Below are 18,922 nucleotides of genomic sequence, written 5' to 3'. Positions count from 1 at the left end.
CACCTTAATAAGCGCGGGCAAAGACCGTCAATTCATCGCGCCCGGATCTGTGCGGTCACCGAACAGCTTAGGCAAACAGTTGGGTACTCAGCTCGCGACTGGCACTGAGCATGCTCGGCAGGAAACGCTGCTCCAGCTCGCTGCGACTGACCCGCCCGGCATGGGTGCTGACATTGAGCGCGGCCAATACCTGGCCGGAGGCGTCGTACACCGGCACGGCGATGGAACGCAGGCCCTGCTCGAGTTCCTGATCGACGATGCACCAGCCTTGCTGGCGCACCTGTTGCAGGCATTCGAACAGCGCTTGAGGAGTGGTCAGGGTGCGACTGGTCTTGGTGGGCAGGTCGGCATGGTCGAGGTAATCCTGCAGCGAAGCGTCGTCCAGCGCCGCCAGGAGGATGCGGCCCATGGAGGTGCAGTAGGCCGGCAGGCGCCCGCCCACCGACAGGTCTATCGAAATCAGGCGTTGCGTGGTGGCGGAACGGGCAATGTAGAGAATGTCGTCGCCTTCGAGCGTGGCCATGTTGCAGGCTTCGTGCAGTTGCTCGCTCATGCGGTCCAGGTACGGCTGGGCGGACACGGCCAACGGGGTCGACGACAGGTAGGCGTGGCCCAGGGTCAGGACTTTGGGCAACAGCGAATAGGTGCGCCCATCGGTGGTGGCGTAGCCGAGCTTGATCAGCGTGTGCAGACAACGGCGCACGGCGGCGCGGGGGATTTCGGTGCGATGGCTGATCTGGGCGATGGTCAGGTGGCGCTTGCGCTCCTGGAACGCCTGCACCACGGCCAGACCGCGGGCCAGGGAGGTCATGAAGTCCGGATCGCCGGTGAACGCCTGGATGCGCTTGGCCGGTGAAGCCACGATTGGCGGCGCCACCGATGCGAAGGCGTTACGCAATTGGTCGTTCATTTGGGGTCCTTTTTTCTTGTTCTGCAAGCGCAGGGAGGGCTGCTCGCCATTACAAACCGCACCGACCCGGCAGACAAGACGAGGCCGGCGTCATTGGGCGATTATCGGACGAGCAGTCGATTATCGCAATTTGTCCCGCTATAACGCCTTGAATTAATCTGTCTTCATCGGCGATGAAAACAACTAGTGATGACGTCAGCTTTTTCAGCCAATACTGACTCCTGTGTAACAAATCCCTCACACGAAGTTAGGGCTTTTTAACTTTATGCCGGTAGTGTTATTCAAATGCGCCGCTATAATGCAGGCTGTGCAGAGGTCAGCCCGGTATCAGTATCGGCTTTGGAGCTCGCCTGACGGCGCCCGTTGAGTGCTTCGTCGGTTACACGCAAGGTGTTAAACGAAGTCCTCTCGGGCATTAATGTTCCACTTGAACGGTTCAACTGTTCAATTCGAACCCTCGATCGCGAGTTTCTGCCTTATCGCTGCACATTAATTAAACTCAACTCAATTAGGTAACAACTGTGACGAAAGACGAACTGCGCGCGGAACTTGAGCGCCAGGAACAACGTTACAAGGACGTTTACGGCGGGGAAGTCACCACCTACGCCGCGCAGCCTGAGCCGGAGCGCAAGCCTTGGCGCAAGCGTGCCAGCTTGCTCGATCAGGCATTTACTCAGGAAATCGAGAAGATTGAACAGGAACTCAAGGCCGAAGAGTCATAAGTCCTTCGGTGTGGGCGTCTAGGGTGTTGCAGTCTTTGCCGGTCGAGCGTCGGCTGAGAGCACCTGTCTTTTCCTGCATTTCAGTTAGCGGCCTACGGACCTCTGGGAAATTTCATACAAATATTTCAGAAGTGACGATTTTGTGACAAACCCGCGTCATTACAGCCCCGCGCGTTATAAATCAACGACTTGTCAAAGCCCCGGAAACGCTGGGATGCGCGCGTTTCCCACAGATTTTTTCCGGGAAGATTGCTACCGATGAGCAGCTAGTGCATCGATTACCGAGGTTTTCTGGCATAATCGCGCCCCCTTACGACCGGGTCAGAAAACCTTCATGATCGATTTATTCAGCGGACTGGATGCGTGGGTGCTAGTGAGCCTGTTGCTCGCCCTGGCCTTTGTCCTCGCCTTCGAGTTCATCAACGGCTTTCATGACACTGCTAACGCGGTGGCCACAGTCATCTATACCAAAGCCATGCCGCCACACCTGGCCGTGTTCTTCTCCGGGGTGTTCAACTTCCTCGGCGTGCTGCTCGGAGGTGTGGGTGTCGCCTACGCCATCGTGCATCTGCTGCCGGTGGAGTTGCTGATCAATGTGAACACCGGCCACGGTCTGGCCATGGTCTTCTCCTTATTGGCAGCGGCGATCACCTGGAACCTGGGCACCTGGTACTTCGGTATTCCGGCTTCCAGCTCCCACACGCTGATCGGCTCGATCCTCGGCGTCGGCCTGGCCAACGCCCTGATCAACGATATTCCGCTGGCGGACGGTGTGAACTGGCAGAAGGCAGTCGATATCGGCGCCTCGCTGGTGTTCTCGCCGATGGCCGGTTTCATCGTCGCAGCCCTGGTGCTGATCGGCCTGAAGTGGTGGCGTCCGCTGTCAAAGATGCACAAAACCCCGGACCAGCGCCGCAAGCTCGACGACAAGAAACACCCGCCATTCTGGAACCGCCTGGTGCTGGTGATCTCGGCCATGGCCGTGAGCTTCGTGCATGGCTCCAACGATGGTCAGAAAGGTATCGGCCTGATCATGCTGGTACTGATCGGCATCGTGCCGGCGCAGTTCGTTCTCGACCTGGGCAGCACCACCTACCAGATCGAACGCACCCGCGATGCCACCGTGCATTTGAGCCAGTTCTACCAGCGCAACAACGCCACCCTTGGCGAGTTCCTGGCACTGGGCAAAAGCGTGAAGGGCGACCTGCCGGGCAAGTTCCAATGCAACCCGCAGCAGACCGAGCCGACCATCAATGCGCTGGTCGACACCTTGAAAGGCGTGTCCGACTATCATTCGCTGAGTGCCGACCACCGCATCGAAGTGCGTCGCTACCTGCTCTGCCTGGACGACACCGCGAAGAAAGTCGGCAAGTTGCCTGGCCTGGATGCGCGTGAGAAGTCCGACCTCGACAAGCTGCGCAAAGACCTGACCGCCACCACCGAATACGCGCCGTTCTGGGTGATTCTGGCAGTCGCCCTGGCCCTGGGCCTGGGCACCATGGTGGGCTGGAAGCGGGTGGTGCTGACCATCGGCGAAAAGATCGGCAAACAGGGCATGACCTACGCCCAGGGCATGTCGGCGCAGATCACCACCGCCACCATGATCGGCTTCGCCAACATCTTCGCCTTGCCGGTGTCGACCACCCACGTATTGTCGTCGGGCGTGGCGGGCACCATGGTCGCCAATAAAAGCGGCCTGCAAGGTGGCACGGTCAAGACCATCCTGATGGCCTGGATATTGACCCTGCCGGCAACCGTGGCCCTGTCGGCCGGGTTGTTCTGGCTGGCGTCCAAGGCGCTGGGCAGCTGATAAGCCGCCGGCAATAAAAAAAGGTGCGATCCGCAAGGGTCGCACCTTTTTTATTGGCTGCACCGAATCCTGTGTGCAGAGCGAACTCATTGTGGCGAGCGGGCTTGCCCCGCGTTGGGGGGCGAAGCGCCCCTAATCGAGCAAAACGCGGTGTACCTGATACGGCTCAGCGCCTGGCTTTGGGGCTGCTGCGCAGCCCAACGCAGGACAAGCCTGCTCGCCACAGGGAATGTGCGCTTCGACGATTCGACTTGCCCGCGAAAGCGGTGGGTCTTCAACATCAATGTTTGCTGGGCCGACGCCATCGGGAGCAAGCCCCCTCCCACATGTTGTACAGCGTTCGGCAGACCATTCCGGTCGGCTCTCAGGCCGGCGCGCCCTTGATCTTGATCTTAGGCGCCCCGTCAAAGACGCTGGCCGAACGCAGGTTTTGGAGCGTGGCCCACGCTCCACAGCCTGCGTGAGGGCACACCGAGCCTAGGCGAGGTGCCGAGTGTTGGGGCAGGAGCGTTTTGCTTACTTTTGCGCTTTTCAAAAGTGAGCCGCCGTAAGGGCGGAACCCTAAGTCGTCGTTACCGCAGAAACAGATATGTACACCGAAAAGTCGCACCGCTCGTTGCTTCGAGCATCACGCGGGCTTAACTGAACGGCATTAGGGCTTGCCACAGGCATGGGGTCACCCCGCAAATACTCGGCAGCTGAATTTCAGGTAAAAAAAAGGCGACCGAAGTCGCCCAAAATGCCTTGCGTGCCCTGTAATCCGCAAAGACCTTTGCGGATAAACATCAATAGGGCCACGTTAACGGAGACGGTGGAGCGAGGAATTGACCGGGGTCAATGGATGCACATTGTTTCAGCGCTTTTTCGGCTTGCCCTTCGGTTTTTTCTTCGGCTTTGCCAAAGGCATTGCCTGTTCAAACGCCTGGCGCACTTCATTCAAGCGCTTGTCATTGAGGTCATGCACGCGCTTGGCACGTTCGGCATTCAGATCGATCAGCTTGTCATCGTCACTCATGGCTTGGCTTACGTTGTGGCGGGGATGGCGCAATAATGCGGCCTGCCCAGCGTGACCGCAAATACACCTTCACACCTCGACGTCCACCCACAGCCCCTGACGTGGCTCATCCTCGATCAGAGGGATGACGGGAACGGTGTTGTCGGCGTTGAGCACATCGCCTGGAATCGCCAGATGCTGTTCCGGATCTTCATCGGCTTCGCGGCGGCGCTTCTGCTGTTCCTGCTGGCGGCGTTGTTCTTCACGCAGGAGGAAATTCGACTGCTCAGCGTCGCCCTTTTTCAGGTCGATGGTGCTTTCGTTGGAACTCGGCTGTACCGGCACCACGGGCGGGATATCCGGCTTGGGCCTTACCGGGTCCAGTTGCGACGTGACCGGTACGACGCTGACGGGCAACATGGGTGGCAGCATAATAATTACTCTCCTGATCTTCAGGCTGTCGGCGCGCTGCGCACCAACTTGAGCGCAGCATCGCCAACCTGTGACTCAGTCGACACTCACAAGTGCCCGCCACCCGTCGATTGAAGGCACGCGCGCCCACTCAAACGGAGTAGTTTTCGTCAGAGTCCTTGGGGGTCGGACCTTGTTCCGTTAAGATAGTCGGCTTTTTCACGGCGGGAGTCAGGCAGCATGTCGCAGCAGTATCAACCGGGGCAACGCTGGATTAGTGACAGCGAAGCAGAGCTGGGGTTAGGCACCGTTCTGGCACAGGACGGACGCTTGTTGACCGTGCTCTATCCGGCCACTGGCGACACACGCCAGTATGCGCTACGGAATGCGCCCCTCACTCGCGTGAGGTTTTCGCCGGGGGACTCCATCACCCATTTCGAAGGCTGGAAAATGACCGTACAGGAAGTCGACGACGTCGACGGCCTGCTGGTGTACCACGGCCTCAATGGGCAGAACGAGCAGGTCACCCTGCCGGAAACCCAACTGTCGAACTTCATTCAGTTCCGCCTCGCCAGCGACCGCCTGTTCGCCGGCCAGATCGACCCGCTGGCCTGGTTCTCGCTGCGCTACCACACCCTGGAACACACCAGCCGCCAATTGCAGTCCTCGCTGTGGGGCCTGGGCGGCGTGCGTGCGCAACCCATCGCGCACCAGTTGCACATCGCGCGTGAGGTCGCCGACCGCATCGCGCCACGGGTATTGCTGGCCGACGAAGTGGGCCTGGGCAAGACTATCGAAGCGGGCCTCGTCATCCATCGCCAGTTGCTGTCGGGCCGCGCCAGCCGCGTGCTGATCCTGGTACCGGAAAACCTGCAGCACCAATGGCTGGTGGAAATGCGCCGGCGCTTCAACCTGCAGGTGGCCCTGTTCGACGAAGAGCGCTTTATCGAAAGCGATGCCTCCAACCCGTTCGAAGACACCCAGCTCGCGCTGGTGGCGCTGGAGTGGCTGGTGGACGACGAGAAGGCCCAGGACGCGCTGTTCGCCGCCGGCTGGGACCTGCTGGTGGTCGACGAAGCCCACCACCTGGTCTGGCACGAAGAAAAAGCCAGCCAGGAATATTCGCTGGTCGAACAACTCGCGCAAGTGATCCCGGGCGTGCTGCTGCTCACCGCCACCCCGGAGCAACTGGGCCAGGACAGCCACTTCGCGCGCCTGCGCCTGCTCGACCCGAACCGCTTCCACGACTTGCACGCCTTCCGCGCCGAGAGCGAGAACTATCGCCCGGTGGCCGAGGCCGTGCAGGAGTTGCTGGACAAGGGTCGTCTGTCACCCAAGGCGCACAAGACCATCCAGGGTTTCCTCGGCAACGAAGGCGAAGCGCTGCTGACCGCCGTCAACGATGGCGACAGCGAAGCCAGTGCGCGCCTGGTGCGTGAGCTGCTCGACCGTCACGGCACCGGCCGCGTGCTGTTTCGCAACACCCGCGCCGCCGTGCAGGGTTTCCCGGAGCGCAAGTTGCACGCCTACCCGCTGCCCAACCCGGACGAATACATGGAGCTGCCGCTGGGCGAACACGCCGAGCTGTATCCGGAAGTCAGCTTCCAATCGCAGCCGGACGTCGAGGAAGAACACCGCTGGTGGCGCTTCGACCCGCGCGTCGAGTGGCTGATCGACCAGCTCAAAATGCTCAAGCGCACCAAGGTCCTGGTGATCTGCGCCCACGCCGAAACCGCCATGGACCTGGAAGACGCCCTGCGCGTACGCTCCGGCATTCCGGCCACGGTGTTCCACGAGGGCATGAACATCCTCGAGCGCGACCGCGCCGCTGCCTACTTCGCCGATGAAGAATTCGGCGCGCAGGTGCTGATCTGCTCGGAAATCGGCAGCGAAGGCCGCAACTTCCAGTTCGCTCACCACCTGGTGCTGTTCGACCTGCCGTCCCACCCCGACCTGCTGGAGCAGCGCATCGGCCGTCTGGACCGGATCGGTCAGAAGCACATCATCGAACTGCACGTGCCGTACCTGGAAACCAGCCCGCAGGAACGTCTGTTCCAGTGGTACCACGAAGCGCTGAACGCCTTCCTCAACACCTGCCCCACCGGCAGTGCCCTGCAGCATCAGTTCGGCCCGCGCCTGCTGCCGCTGCTGGAGAGCGCCGACGACAGCGAATGGCAGGCCCTGATCGACGAGGCCCGTGCCGAGCGCGAGCGTCTGGAGCAGGAACTGCACACCGGTCGCGACCGCCTGCTGGAGCTCAACTCCGGCGGCGCGGGTGAAGGCGATGCGCTGGTGGAGGACATTCTGGAACAGGACGATCAGTTCGCCCTGCCGATCTACATGGAAACCCTGTTCGACGCGTTCGGCATCGACAGCGAAGACCATTCGGAAAACGCGCTGATCCTCAAGCCCAGCGAGAAAATGCTCGACGCCAGCTTCCCCCTGGGCGACGACGAAGGCGTGACCATCACCTACGACCGTAACCAGGCACTGTCGCGCGAAGACATGCAGTTCATCACCTGGGAACACCCGATGGTGCAGGGCGGCATGGACCTGGTGCTGTCGGGCTCCATGGGCAACACGGCGGTGGCGCTGATCAAGAACAAGGCACTCAAGCCGGGCACCGTGCTGCTGGAACTGCTCTACGTGAGTGAAGTGGTCGCGCCGCGTGCGCTGCAACTGGGTCGCTACCTGCCGCCGGCGGCGCTGCGCTGCCTGCTGGACCCCAACGGCAACGACCTGTCCGGGCGCGTGTCGTTCGAGACCCTCAACGACCAGCTCGAAAGCGTGCCACGGGCCAGCGCCAACAAGTTCATCCAGGCCCAGCGCGATCAACTCACCCCGCGTATCAACGCCGGCGAGGAGAAGATCAGCCCGCGTCATGCCGAGCGTGTGGCCGAAGCCAAGCGCCGCCTGGCGGCGGACACCGACGAAGAACTGGGGCGCCTGACCGCGCTGCAGGCGGTCAACCCGACGGTGCGGGACAGCGAGCTGGTGGCGCTGCGCAATCAGCGCGAGCAAGGCCTGGCGATGCTGGACAAGGCCGCGCTGCGACTCGAAGCGATCCGGGTGCTGGTGGCGGGTTGATTGCCACCCTGCCCTGCTGACAGGAAGGCCCGCACCGTGCGGGCCTTTTTTATTCACTTGGGAATATCAGGGACTTTGACGGCCGCATCGGGAGCAAGCCGCCTCCCACATTTTTTGCAGGTATTCACCGCTCAACCTGTGGGAGGGGGCTTGCTCCCGATAGAGTCAACCCGGCCTCAAGCCACCACCGCATCCGGCACCCCAACAGCTCCCAGCCCCTCCTTCATCTTCCTGGCATCGCGCACAAAGCTGCGCGACGCCTGAAACAGAAACAGCATGGTCAGAAACAGCGCCACCGGAATCAGGTACATGGCGTCATGCAACCCAACTGCCTTGTAAGCCTCGGTCATCTGCTGCGCCCCCGCCGCATACATCGCTGAATGCGCAAAGTGATCGGACAGCCCGCCCACGACAATCGGCCCCATCCCACCGCCCAGCAGGTACAGTCCGGCGAAAAACAGCGCCATCGCCGTAGCGCGCAAACGCGGTTCGACCACGTCCTGGATCGCCGTGTACACGCAGGTGTAGAAGTTATACGCAAACAGCCAGCCCACACTGAACAGCGCCACGAACACGCCAATCTCGATGCGCCCGGCGTGCAAGGCCCAGGCGGTGGTGACGGTGGAAATGATCAGGCTGAACGCCGCAAACAACAACCGCCCGTTGGCGACCCGCTGGTGAATCTTGTCGGCCACCCAGCCCCCCAGCGTCAGACCCACCAGCCCCGTCAGGCCGACGATTACACCGGTGGCCACTGCAGCCTCCTGCAGCGGCAGCAGAAAATAGCGCTGCAGCATCGGCACCAGAAACGAGTTGCACGCATAGGTGGCGAAGTTAAAGCACAGCCCGGCCAGCACCAGCCAGAGGAAGGTCGGCACCGCCAGCACGCGGCGAATCGGGCGGTCGATACGTTCCTGAGAGACTTGCACGGTTTCCGCCGCGCCGCGCTTGGGTTCCTTGATGTAAAACATGAACACCGCAAGGATCATCCCCGGTACCGCCGCAATAAAGAACGGCGCGCGCCAGCTGTCGAACGCCTTGACCATCCAGCCGATGGTAAAAAACGCCAGCAACAGGCCCAGCGGCAGGCCGAGCATGAAGATGCCCATGGCCCGCGCCCGCCGGTGCGCCGGAAACAGGTCGCCAATCAGCGAGTTGGCGGCCGGCGCATAACTGGCTTCGCCGATCCCGATGCCCATGCGCACCAGCAGGAAGGTCCAGAAACTGCCGACCAGACCGTTGACGGCGGTCAGCCCGCTCCAGGCAAACAGGCCCCAGCCCATCAGTTTGCTGCGTGAGCCGGTGTCGGCCAGGCGTCCGAGTGGCAGGCCGGCAATGGCATACACAAGGGTGAACGCGGTGCCGATGATGCCGAGCTGGAAGTCGCTGAGGTGCCATTCCATACGAATGGGCTCGATGATGATCGCCGGAATGGTGCGATCGAAGAAGTTGAACAGGTTGGCCAGGAACAGCAGGAACAGAATGCGCCAGGCATTCGCCGCTTGGGTCGAGTTCTGCATGGGGTCCGTCTCTTTTTATTGTTATGAGCGCAGCGATGCCCGATGCATCCTGCTCAGGTCACTGCAACATAGTCAGGCAAGCGGCGCTTGTCTGTAATGATTCGTAAAGCTGATAGGGCATGATGCGAACCGGCATTCCGGGACTTTTCCTACAAAAAATATAAGTGCGTCCCCCTCTTCCCAACGACCACGGCCCGGATAGAATGGCGAGCCTTCCCGTTGTACCTCCCCCTTACCTTTCTTATCGATGACGCCCATGTCCGAAGCCAGTCCGTGTCTGAATTGCGGTGCCTGCTGTTCATACTTTCGTGTGTCTTTCTTCTGGGGTGAGTGCGCCTCATCCGGCGGCACGGTGCCCGATGACCTGGTGGTACAGATCAACCCGACCCGCGTGGCGATGATCGGCACCGACCAGAAACCCGCGCGTTGCTGCAGCCTGGAGGGTGAAGTGGGCAAAGGCACCAGCTGTTCGATTTATGAACTGCGCTCGAGCCCGTGCCGCGAGTTTGACGCGTCGTGGAGCCAGGGCGAGCAGAACGTCGATTGCGATGCGGCCCGCGCGGCGTTCGGCCTGTTGCCACTGGAAGCGCCCCCCTTCGAACTGGCGTTGCCCATCAGCGCTTAGCACCAAACGTTATGCCCGGCATGCCAAAATCAAATGACAGCAATGTGCCATTACGCCTTGCGAATTCCATGAGCCTTCTATACTCGTCTCCATAGGTCATCGCCGTAGGCCGTGACGCAACTACGCAATGACGGGACATGCTATGGAATGGCTGGGTCTGCACTTTTTCACCGACCTACCGCACAACGGTCACTTATTACTCAATTGCAGCCATAACCCTTTTCTGGTGCTGCTGGCCTACCTCGTCGCCTGTGCGGCCGGTTTCGGCACGCTGGACATGGCCGAGCGCGTCGGCCACGTCGAAGACCCCACCGCGCGTCGCCACTGGCGCTGGCTGGGTGCCGGGTGCCTGGCGGGCGGCATCTGGTCCACCCACTTCATCAGCATGCTGGCCTTTCAGGTGCCGATCGCCATTCACTATGAACTGATCACGACGTTCGTCTCACTGCTGATCGCCCTTGTCGCGTCGCTGTTCGCCATGAAAACCCTCAGCCACGCGACCCTGCGCTTTGATCAGTACCTGCTGGCGTCGCTGTGGATGGGCATGGGCATCGCGCTGATGCACTACGTGGGCATGGCGGCCATGCGCTCCCAGGCCCAGGTGTATTTCGGCGCCGGGCTGTTCATGGCCTCGGTGGCCATTGCTATCGGCGCCAGCCTCGCGGCCCTGTTGCTGTCGAGTTACCTGCGCAACGGTGCGGGGGTGTTTCACCAGTTGCTCAAATACGCCGCCAGCCTGGTGCTTGGCGCCGGCATCATCAGCATGCATTTCACCGGCATGGCGGCCATGCAGATGGTGGTGCCTGCCGGGGCCGACCTGTCCGCACCTTCGGACAATAATCCAATCCAAATGGGCCTCTCGGTGGCAGTGATCACGCTGCTGGTGATCGGCAGCAGCATCAGCGCCGCCCTGGCCGACAAGAAATTGCAACACAAGGAGCGCGACCTGCGGCGGGTCAACGCGCTGCTCAGCGAACTGGACCAGGCGCGGGCTTCACTGCAGCAGGTGGCCCATTACGACGCACTCACCAGCCTGCTCAACCGCCGGGGCTTCAACCAGATCTTCGCGGAGAAGCTCGCGGAGAAAACCGCTGCCAGTGGCATGATGGCGGTGATCTTCCTCGATATTGACCACTTCAAGCGCATCAACGACAGCCTCGGACACGACGCCGGCGACCAGCTGCTGACCGTGCTGGCCAGCCATATCAAGAGTTCGGTGCGCAGCCATGCCGATGTGGTCGCGCGCTTTGGCGGCGATGAATTCTGCATCCTCATCAGCATCCACCACCGTGACGAAGCGCGGCACCTGGCCCAACGCATCATGCAGCAGATGAAAGAGCCCATCGAACTGGCCGGGCGGCGCATGGTGATGACCACCAGCATTGGTATCAGCCTGTTTCCCGATGACGGCGTAACCTGCGAAGAACTGCTGAAAACCGCTGACCTGGCGCTCTACCAATCCAAGGATGCGGGGCGCAACAGCCTGAATTTCTTCAGCGCCAACCTGAAAACCCGCGCCTTCCTCGAGCTGCAGCTGGAGGAAGAGTTGCGTGCAGCCTTGCGCGAGCGCACGGGACTGGTGCTGTTCTATCAACCGATCTTCGACATGAAACTGGGCAAGGTCACCCGCCTGGAGGCACTGGTGCGCTGGCAGCACCCGCAACACGGCCTGCTGGCACCCGACCGTTTTATCGGCATCGCCGAAAGCAATGGGCTGATTGCCGAACTGGATAACTGGGTGTTGCGCCAGGCCTGTCACGACTTGAGCGTTTTTTCCGACAAGGGCTATGGCGACCTGAACATGACCGTGAACTGCTCGGCGCTGAACCTGGCACGTGATGAGTTGGCCGATGAAGTCGAGGACGCCCTGCGTTTCAGCGGGATCGCCGCTACCCGCCTGGAACTGGAAGTCACGGAAAATGCGTTGATGGGCAATATCAGCAGCACGCTGGCACTGCTGCGGCACATTCGTGCGCTGGGGGTATCCCTGGCCATCGATGACTTCGGCACCGGTTATTCGTCCCTGGCGTACCTCAAGCGACTACCGCTCAACACGTTGAAGATTGACCGCTCGTTTATCCAGGACCTGCCCAAGTCCGCCGCCGACATCGAGATTGTCCAGGCCATTATCGGGATGGCGCACACGCTGCATCTGAACGTGGTGACCGAGGGCGTGGAAACCCAGGCGCAGTTCGACTTATTGCACAAGCATGGTTGCGATTTTATCCAGGGCTACCTGTTGAGCCCGGCGGTGCCCGCGAACGAGGTGATTGGGGTGATTCAGGGGATTCACCTGCGTAATCCACTGGCGCCCGAGGCTTCGCTGGTCAAGGAGCCGGCGCCGAACCAGCCGGGACCTGCTGCCCTGGTCAGGCCGATTCGGTGACGCTGCGGGTATTCAATGAGGGCTGCGGCGCCGTTTATATTTTCGCGGACAAGCCCGCGCCCACAATTTGACCGCATTCATCCTTCAGGAATGCGATCACGTGTGGGAACGGGCTTGCTCGCGAAGACAATCTGACAGCCGACCAATGATGATCGCTCTGCCACATTCTGAAACAATCTCTACCGACTGCGCTTCCGCTCAAAACTGTTCCCGTGACGTTAACGTCACCCTATCTGTGACCTTTTGCCACGGCAAGGTGCCATCACCGCTGCAGCGGTTACTCCGCTACACACTTCACCCGCGAAAAATAACGCACCTTTTCTGTGCGGCTATTTATTGCGCCGCCCTTTCCTGGATCAGAATCCACGGCGAGACCACCACCGCCCACAGGCTCGGGTCGCGCTCCACCAGGTCCAGCGCCCGCGTCGCAGACACTTCGCCAAGGTGGCCTGCGGCCAGCCAGGCGGCGACTTTGTCGCGGTTATCCTCGGCCATTCCCTCAGCGGCCTCGATCAAATCCAGGCCGGCATCGACCCACAATAGGGCACCCTTGGCGAAGAACGGCTCGAGCTCCTTCCAGGATATTTCGGCGGTTTCACCGAGCAGCTTGGCATAGAGGGTGCTAGGTTCTTGCGTCATGGGAGTTCACCTGAAGAAAAAATCGGCGCAATCATAACGTTGAGCTTCAGTCAGAAAAACCCAGTTGCAAATGCGTCATCGAAAGAAAGTGTCAGGAAAGCCAAGGATTGCACGGAACGCTGGCGTTGCCCCGCCGCAATTCTGTCTTTTACTTTCATTTAAGCGACACCTCCTGGATTTGCCCCCAGCACCCAGCTTTTCAAGCGATCAACCGGCGCTCTACACTGTACCGGTACAGTTGCCAGGGCACCTCCGGGGGGATATCCGCATATCCGATCCGGTTCTGCAGCCCACAAGGCCGCTGGAACTATAAAAAATACAACAGCATGAGTGGAGCACTATGAATAAGGCTACTAAGCAGATTTCCAAACTGTTTGCCGCTATGGTCCTGGCTGGGGTTGCCGGCCATTCGTTCGCAGCCGACACCATCAAGATCGGCATCGCCGGTCCCAAGACCGGTCCTGTGACGCAGTACGGCGACATGCAATTCATGGGTGCCAAGCAGGCGATCGCCGACATCAACGCCAAGGGCGGCGTCGATGGCAAAATGCTTGAAGCCAAGGAATACGACGACGCCTGCGACCCTAAACAGGCCGTGGCGGTCGCCAACAAAGTGGTCAACGACGGCGTCAAGTTCGTGGTGGGCCACCTGTGCTCCAGCTCCACTCAGCCGGCATCGGACATCTATGAAGACGAAGGCGTCATCATGATTACCCCAGCCGCCACCAGCCCGGAAATCACCGCCCGTGGCTACAAGCTGATCTTCCGCACCATCGGCCTGGACAGCGCCCAGGGCCCGGCGGCCGGCAACTACATCGCCGATCACGTAAAACCGAAAATCGTCGCTGTATTGCACGACAAGCAGCAGTACGGTGAAGGCATCGCCACCGCCGTCAAGCAGACCCTCGAGAAGAAAGGCGTGAAAGTGGCCGTTTTCGAAGGCCTGAACGCCGGCGACAAGGACTTCTCCTCGGTCATCCAGAAGCTCAAGCAAGCCAACGTCGACTTCGTCTACTACGGCGGCTACCACCCGGAGCTGGGCCTGATCCTGCGTCAATCCAAAGAGAAAGGCCTGAACGCCAAGTTCATGGGTCCGGAAGGCGTGGGCAACGACTCCATCTCGCAGATCGCCCAGGGCGCCTCCGAAGGCCTGCTGGTCACCCTGCCGAAATCCTTCGACACCGACCCTGCCAACAAGGCCATCGTTGAAGAGTTCGCCAAGAACAAGCAGGACCCGACCGGTCCGTTCGTGTTCCCGGCCTACTCGGCGGTTGAAGTGATCGCCGCCGGTATCACCGCCGCGAAGAGCGAAGACACCGCCAAAGTGGCCGAAGCCATCCACGCGGGCACCTTCAAGACCCCTACCGGCGATCTGAGCTTTGATGCCAAGGGCGACCTGAAGGACTTCAAGTTCGTGGTCTACGAATGGCACTTCGGCAAACCAAAAACCGAAGTTTCCCCTCAGTAAGCCAGGCGTTACTGCCCCAACAAGCCCACTGTGAGAGCAGTGGGCTTTGTTTTACGAGGTTTATGGGCCTGTCACCCGCGATCCGGGCGCTGGCTCACCTGAAAATCTTAAAACCGTCACCAGCGGTTCGCTGGCAAACGCTTTGTGCAAATGTGCTCACAGAACACAGCGCAAGGCCGGAACATGACTCCACCAGTGAAATGCGTATCGGGTTTTTAGGAGCGCTGTAATGCCTGAGATCTATCATTTTTTCCAACAGCTGGTTAATGGCCTGACCATTGGCAGCACCTATGCCTTGATAGCCATTGGTTACACCATGGTTTACGGCATCATTGGAATGATCAACTTCGCCCATGGCGAGGTGTACATGATTGGTTCCTATGTGGCCTTCATCGCCCTTGCCGGGCTGGCCATGATGGGCATCCACTCACTGCCGCTGCTGATGACCGCTGCGTTCCTCGCATCGATCATCGTGACCAGTGCCTATGGCTACAGTATCGAGCGCGTTGCCTACCGCCCCCTGCGTGGCAGCAACCGTCTGATCCCGCTGATTTCCGCCATCGGCATGTCGATTTTCCTGCAGAACACCGTATTGCTGTCCCAGGACTCCAAGGATAAATCCATCCCCAACCTGATCCCGGGGAGCTTCTCCTTCGGTCCGGGTGGCGCACAGGAAGTGCTGATTTCCTACATGCAGATCCTGGTCTTCGTCGTCACCCTGGTGGCCATGCTGGGCCTGACCCTGTTCATCTCCCGCTCCCGTCTGGGCCGCGCCTGCCGGGCCTGCGCAGAAGACATCAAGATGGCCAACCTGTTGGGCATCAACACCAACAACATCATCGCCCTGACCTTCGTCATCGGCGCCGCGCTGGCGGCCGTTGCGGCGGTACTGCTGAGCATGCAGTACGGCGTGATCAACCCCAATGCCGGTTTCCTGGTGGGCCTCAAGGCCTTTACCGCAGCGGTATTGGGCGGCATCGGCAGTATTCCGGGCGCCATGCTCGGCGGGCTGGTGCTGGGTGTGGCCGAAGCGTTTGGCGCCGACATCTTTGGCGACCAGTACAAGGACGTCGTCGCGTTCGGCCTGTTGGTTCTGGTGCTGTTGTTCCGTCCGACCGGCATTCTGGGCCGTCCGGAGGTTGAGAAAGTATGAGCAGATATCTTAAATCGGCGTTTTTCAGCGCCTTGCTGGTATGGGCCGTGGCCTTTCCGGTGTTGGGTCTCAAGCTGAGCATTGTGGGCATCAACCTGGAGGTGCATGGTACCGGGCCCGTGACGCTGACCATCATCGCCCTGTGTTCGGTGCTGATGTTCCTGCGCGTGCTGTTCACCCAGCAGGTCGGTGCCTTGTTCAAGGGCAACCGTGGCCCGCTGGTGTCGCCCAAGGTCAGCCAGTTCCTGACCCTGCCGCGCACCCAGCGCTACATCATCATCGGCCTGATCGTGGCCGCGCTGATCTGGCCGTTTTTCGGCTCGCGCGGTGCGGTCGATATCGCCACCCTGATCCTGATCTACGTGCTGCTGGGCCTGGGCCTGAACATCGTGGTGGGCCTGGCCGGTCTGCTCGACCTCGGTTATGTGGGCTTCTACGCCGTGGGTGCCTACACCTACGCGCTGCTCTCGCATTACCTCGGCTGGGGCTTCTGGATCTGCCTGCCACTGGCGGGCATGGCGGCGGCCACGTTCGGCTTTCTGCTGGGTTTCCCGGTGCTGCGCCTGCGCGGTGACTATTTGGCGATCGTGACCCTGGGCTTCGGCGAAATTATCCGCCTGTTCCTGCGTAACCTTACCGATATCACCGGCGGCCCCAACGGCATCAGCAGCATCCCCAAGCCGACGTTCTTCGGGCTGTCGTTCGACCGCACCGCTGCCGAAGGCATGCAGACCTTCCACGAGTACTTCGGGATCGCCTACAACCCGGTAAGCAAAGTGGTGTTCCTGTACCTGGTGGCGCTACTGCTGGCACTGGCGGCACTGTTCGTGATCAACCGCCTGCTGCGCATGCCAATCGGTCGCGCGTGGGAAGCCTTGCGCGAAGATGAAATCGCCTGCCGCGCACTGGGCCTGAACCCGACCATCATCAAGCTTTCCGCGTTCACCCTCGGCGCCGCATTTGCCGGTTTTGCCGGCAGCTTCTTCGCCGCGCGCCAGGGTCTGGTGACCCCGGAGTCGTTCACCTTCATCGAGTCGGCGATCATCCTCGCCATCGTCGTGCTGGGTGGCATGGGCTCGCAACTGGGTGTGATCCTTGCGGCCATCGTGATGATCCTGCTGCCGGAAATGATGCGTGAGTTCAGCGAATACCGCATGTTGATGTTCGGCGCCATGATGGTGCTGATGATGATCTGGCGCCCGCAAGGCCTGCTGCCCATGCAACGTCCCCACATGGAGCTGCGCAAATGAGCCGCGAGATCCTGAAAGTCGACAATCTGAGCATGCGCTTTGGCGGCTTGCTGGCGGTCAACGGCGTGGCCCTGACCGTAAAAGAGAAACAGGTGGTGGCGCTGATCGGCCCCAACGGCGCCGGCAAGACCACGGTGTTCAACTGCCTCACCGGCTTCTACAAGCCGAGCGGCGGCAACATCCTGCTGGATGGCCAGCCGATCCAAGGCCTGGCCGGGCACGAGATCGCCCGCAGGGGCGTGGTGCGCACCTTCCAGAACGTGCGCTTGTTCAAGGACATGACGGCGGTCGAGAACCTGCTGATCGCCCAGCATCGTCACTTGAACACCAACTTCTTCGCCGGCCTGTTCAAAACCCCGGCGTTCCGCAAAAGCGAGCGCGAGGCCATGGAATACGCGGAGTACTGGCTGGACAAGGTCAACCTGACCGAATTCGCCAACCGCCCCGCCGGCACCCTCGCCTATGGTCAGCAACGTCGCCTGGAAATCGCCCGCTGCATGATGACCCGTCCGCGGATCCTCATGCTCGACGAACCGGCCGCCGGCCTGAACCCCAGGGAAACCGAAGACCTCAAGGCGCTGATCAGCGTGCTGCGCGAAGAACACAACGCCACGGTGCTGTTGATCGAACACGACATGAAACTGGTCATGAGCATTTCCGACCACATCGTGGTGATCAACCAGGGCACGCCCCTGGCCAACGGCACGCCGGAGCAGATCCGCGACAATCCTGAAGTGATCAAAGCCTATCTGGGGGAAGCGTAAAATGCTGCAATTCGAAAACGTTTCCACTTTCTACGGCAAGATCCAGGCCCTGCACAGCGTCAACGTGGAAGTACGTCAGGGTGAAATCGTCACGCTGATCGGCGCCAACGGCGCCGGCAAGTCGACCCTGCTGATGACCCTGTGCGGATCGCCCCAGGCCCACAGCGGCAGCATCCGCTACCTGGGTGAAGAACTGGTGGGTCAGGAATCGTCGCACATCATGCGCAAGAGCATCGCGGTGGTGCCCGAGGGCCGTCGTGTGTTCTCACGCCTGACCGTGGAAGAGAACCTGGCCATGGGCGGGTTCTTCACCGACAAGGGCGACTACCAGGAACAGATGGACAAGGTGCTGCACCTGTTCCCCAGGCTCAAGGAGCGCTTCAGCCAGCGCGGCGGCACCATGTCCGGCGGCGAGCAGCAAATGCTCGCCATCGGCCGCGCGCTGATGAGCAAACCCAAGCTGTTGCTGCTGGACGAACCTTCCCTGGGCCTGGCGCCGATCATCATCCAGCAGATCTTCGACATCATCGAACAACTGCGCAAGGACGGGGTGACGGTGTTTCTGGTGGAGCAGAACGCCAACCAGGCGCTGAAAATCGCCGACCGCGCCTACGTGCTGGAAAACGGCCGGGTGGTGATGCAGGGCACGGGGGAACAGTTGCTCACCGATCCGAAAGTGCGTGAGGCCTACCTGGGCGGCTAGCCCGCATTCGCTGGCGAAACCGGTTCTGAACGGTGGGAGGGGGCTTTGCTCCCTCCCACATTGGTTTTGGGTGACAGGCAGTTTTTTTGAATGCCCTTGTAATGAATATCGTCCTACCGCCTCTAGTGGTGCAGGCAGGCAATCGAGCCTGCTACTTCAACCCACTGCTGGAGACACACCATGACCACCAAACTGTCTGCCACCTCCCTTGTCCTGGCGCTGAGCCTGGCCGCCCTCACCGCCCCTGCCTTTGCCGCCGACAATATGCAGAAATGCTTCGGCGTCGCAGAAGCCGGCAAGAACGATTGCAGCGCGGGCGCCGGCACAACCTGCGCCGGCACCGCCAAAACCAAGGACCAGGCCAACGCCTGGAAACTGGTCCCGGCCGGCACCTGCGGCCAACTCCCCAGCACCACGTCACCGACCGGCTTCGGCCAGGAAAAGGCCTTCACCGCCAAGTCCTGATTCCCGCCAACCTGA

16 protein-coding genes are annotated in these 18,922 nt (G+C 60.8%); 11 read left to right on the top strand and 5 right to left on the bottom strand.

From position 1 onward, the window contains the following. Window positions 1-67: 67 nt before the first annotated feature. The gene (gene pcaR / locus LUB09_RS06150; RefSeq protein ID WP_209989709.1) at window positions 68-910 is read right to left on the bottom strand and encodes a pca regulon transcriptional regulator PcaR; all 843 of its coding nucleotides are present in this window, start codon (window positions 908-910) and stop codon (window positions 68-70) included. 521 nt (window positions 911-1,431) lie between these two features. On the opposite strand from pcaR, the gene LUB09_RS06145 reads away from it, so the two are divergent. Both LUB09_RS06145 and LUB09_RS06140 read left to right on the top strand, forming a co-directional pair. Next, on the top strand, window positions 1,432-1,632 hold the full coding sequence (locus LUB09_RS06145) for a hypothetical protein (RefSeq protein WP_231422023.1): 201 nt from the start codon (window positions 1,432-1,434) through the stop codon (window positions 1,630-1,632). Window positions 1,633-1,966: 334 nt separating this feature from the next. Next, entirely contained in the window at window positions 1,967-3,442 is a 1,476-nt protein-coding gene (locus LUB09_RS06140) for an inorganic phosphate transporter (RefSeq protein WP_209989706.1), read from the top strand. Window positions 3,443-4,295: 853 nt separating this feature from the next. On the opposite strand, the gene LUB09_RS06135 is transcribed toward LUB09_RS06140, so the two are convergent. Together LUB09_RS06135 and LUB09_RS06130 are read right to left on the bottom strand one after the other, a co-directional pair. Continuing rightward, window positions 4,296-4,457, bottom strand: coding sequence for a hypothetical protein (locus tag LUB09_RS06135; protein ID WP_209989703.1), 162 nt, complete (start codon window positions 4,455-4,457; stop codon window positions 4,296-4,298). A gap of 69 nt (window positions 4,458-4,526) precedes the next feature. Next, window positions 4,527-4,868: an aspartate-semialdehyde dehydrogenase gene (locus LUB09_RS06130; protein WP_209989700.1), complete on the bottom strand. Its 342-nt coding sequence runs from the start codon at window positions 4,866-4,868 to the stop codon at window positions 4,527-4,529. Between the two features lie 219 nt (window positions 4,869-5,087). Between LUB09_RS06130 and rapA the strand changes: the two genes are divergently transcribed. Continuing rightward, entirely contained in the window at window positions 5,088-7,934 is a 2,847-nt protein-coding gene (rapA, locus tag LUB09_RS06125) for an RNA polymerase-associated protein RapA (RefSeq protein ID WP_231422021.1), read from the top strand. Between the two features lie 176 nt (window positions 7,935-8,110). Here the strand turns inward: rapA and LUB09_RS06120 are convergent, their stop codons facing one another. Further along, the gene (locus tag LUB09_RS06120; RefSeq protein WP_231422020.1) at window positions 8,111-9,454 is read right to left on the bottom strand and encodes a spinster family MFS transporter; all 1,344 of its coding nucleotides are present in this window, start codon (window positions 9,452-9,454) and stop codon (window positions 8,111-8,113) included. A gap of 256 nt (window positions 9,455-9,710) precedes the next feature. Between LUB09_RS06120 and LUB09_RS06115 the strand changes: the two genes are divergently transcribed. Further along, window positions 9,711-10,079, top strand: a complete 369-nt coding sequence (locus tag LUB09_RS06115) for a YkgJ family cysteine cluster protein (protein ID WP_209989689.1) — start codon at window positions 9,711-9,713, stop codon at window positions 10,077-10,079. A gap of 142 nt (window positions 10,080-10,221) precedes the next feature. After that, the gene (locus LUB09_RS06110) at window positions 10,222-12,465 is read left to right on the top strand and encodes a putative bifunctional diguanylate cyclase/phosphodiesterase (protein WP_231422018.1); all 2,244 of its coding nucleotides are present in this window, start codon (window positions 10,222-10,224) and stop codon (window positions 12,463-12,465) included. A 333-nt stretch (window positions 12,466-12,798) separates the two neighbouring features. On the opposite strand, the gene LUB09_RS06105 is transcribed toward LUB09_RS06110, so the two are convergent. Next, window positions 12,799-13,104 (bottom strand): DUF2288 domain-containing protein, encoded by a 306-nt coding sequence (locus LUB09_RS06105; protein ID WP_057007837.1) that lies wholly within the window; start codon window positions 13,102-13,104, stop codon window positions 12,799-12,801. 340 nt (window positions 13,105-13,444) lie between these two features. Here LUB09_RS06105 and LUB09_RS06100 point away from each other — a divergent pair, with 340 nt between their 5' ends. The 6 genes from LUB09_RS06100 to LUB09_RS06075 all read left to right on the top strand — a co-directional run bounded on the left by LUB09_RS06100 (window position 13,445) and on the right by LUB09_RS06075 (window position 18,907). Beyond that, window positions 13,445-14,572 carry a branched-chain amino acid ABC transporter substrate-binding protein gene (locus LUB09_RS06100; RefSeq protein WP_209989684.1) on the top strand — a complete coding sequence of 376 codons (1,128 nt, stop codon included), beginning with the start codon at window positions 13,445-13,447 and terminating at the stop codon, window positions 14,570-14,572. A 229-nt stretch (window positions 14,573-14,801) separates the two neighbouring features. Then, window positions 14,802-15,725, top strand: a complete 924-nt coding sequence (livH, locus tag LUB09_RS06095) for a high-affinity branched-chain amino acid ABC transporter permease LivH (RefSeq protein WP_209989679.1) — start codon at window positions 14,802-14,804, stop codon at window positions 15,723-15,725. Beyond that, window positions 15,722-16,975 (top strand): high-affinity branched-chain amino acid ABC transporter permease LivM, encoded by a 1,254-nt coding sequence (locus LUB09_RS06090; RefSeq protein WP_209989676.1) that lies wholly within the window; start codon window positions 15,722-15,724, stop codon window positions 16,973-16,975. The genes livH and LUB09_RS06090 overlap by 4 nt, the downstream gene beginning before the upstream one ends. Further along, a complete protein-coding gene (gene livG / locus LUB09_RS06085; protein ID WP_209989673.1) occupies window positions 16,972-17,739 on the top strand; it encodes a high-affinity branched-chain amino acid ABC transporter ATP-binding protein LivG in 768 nt (255 codons plus the stop codon). Before LUB09_RS06090 ends, livG begins: the two co-directional genes overlap by 4 nt. A 1-nt stretch (window position 17,740) precedes the next feature. Then, window positions 17,741-18,442 (top strand): ABC transporter ATP-binding protein, encoded by a 702-nt coding sequence (locus LUB09_RS06080; protein WP_003231107.1) that lies wholly within the window; start codon window positions 17,741-17,743, stop codon window positions 18,440-18,442. A 180-nt stretch (window positions 18,443-18,622) separates the two neighbouring features. Beyond that, window positions 18,623-18,907, top strand: a complete 285-nt coding sequence (locus LUB09_RS06075) for a BufA1 family periplasmic bufferin-type metallophore (protein WP_209989667.1) — start codon at window positions 18,623-18,625, stop codon at window positions 18,905-18,907. The last annotated feature ends 15 nt before the right edge of the window (window positions 18,908-18,922 follow it).

It is taken from the genome of Pseudomonas sp. Leaf59, from assembly GCF_920984685.1.
Taxonomy (GTDB): Bacteria; Pseudomonadota; Gammaproteobacteria; order Pseudomonadales; family Pseudomonadaceae; genus Aquipseudomonas.
Note: the sequence above shows the minus strand (reverse complement) of the source record. Positions and strands in the feature narration are given on the sequence as shown.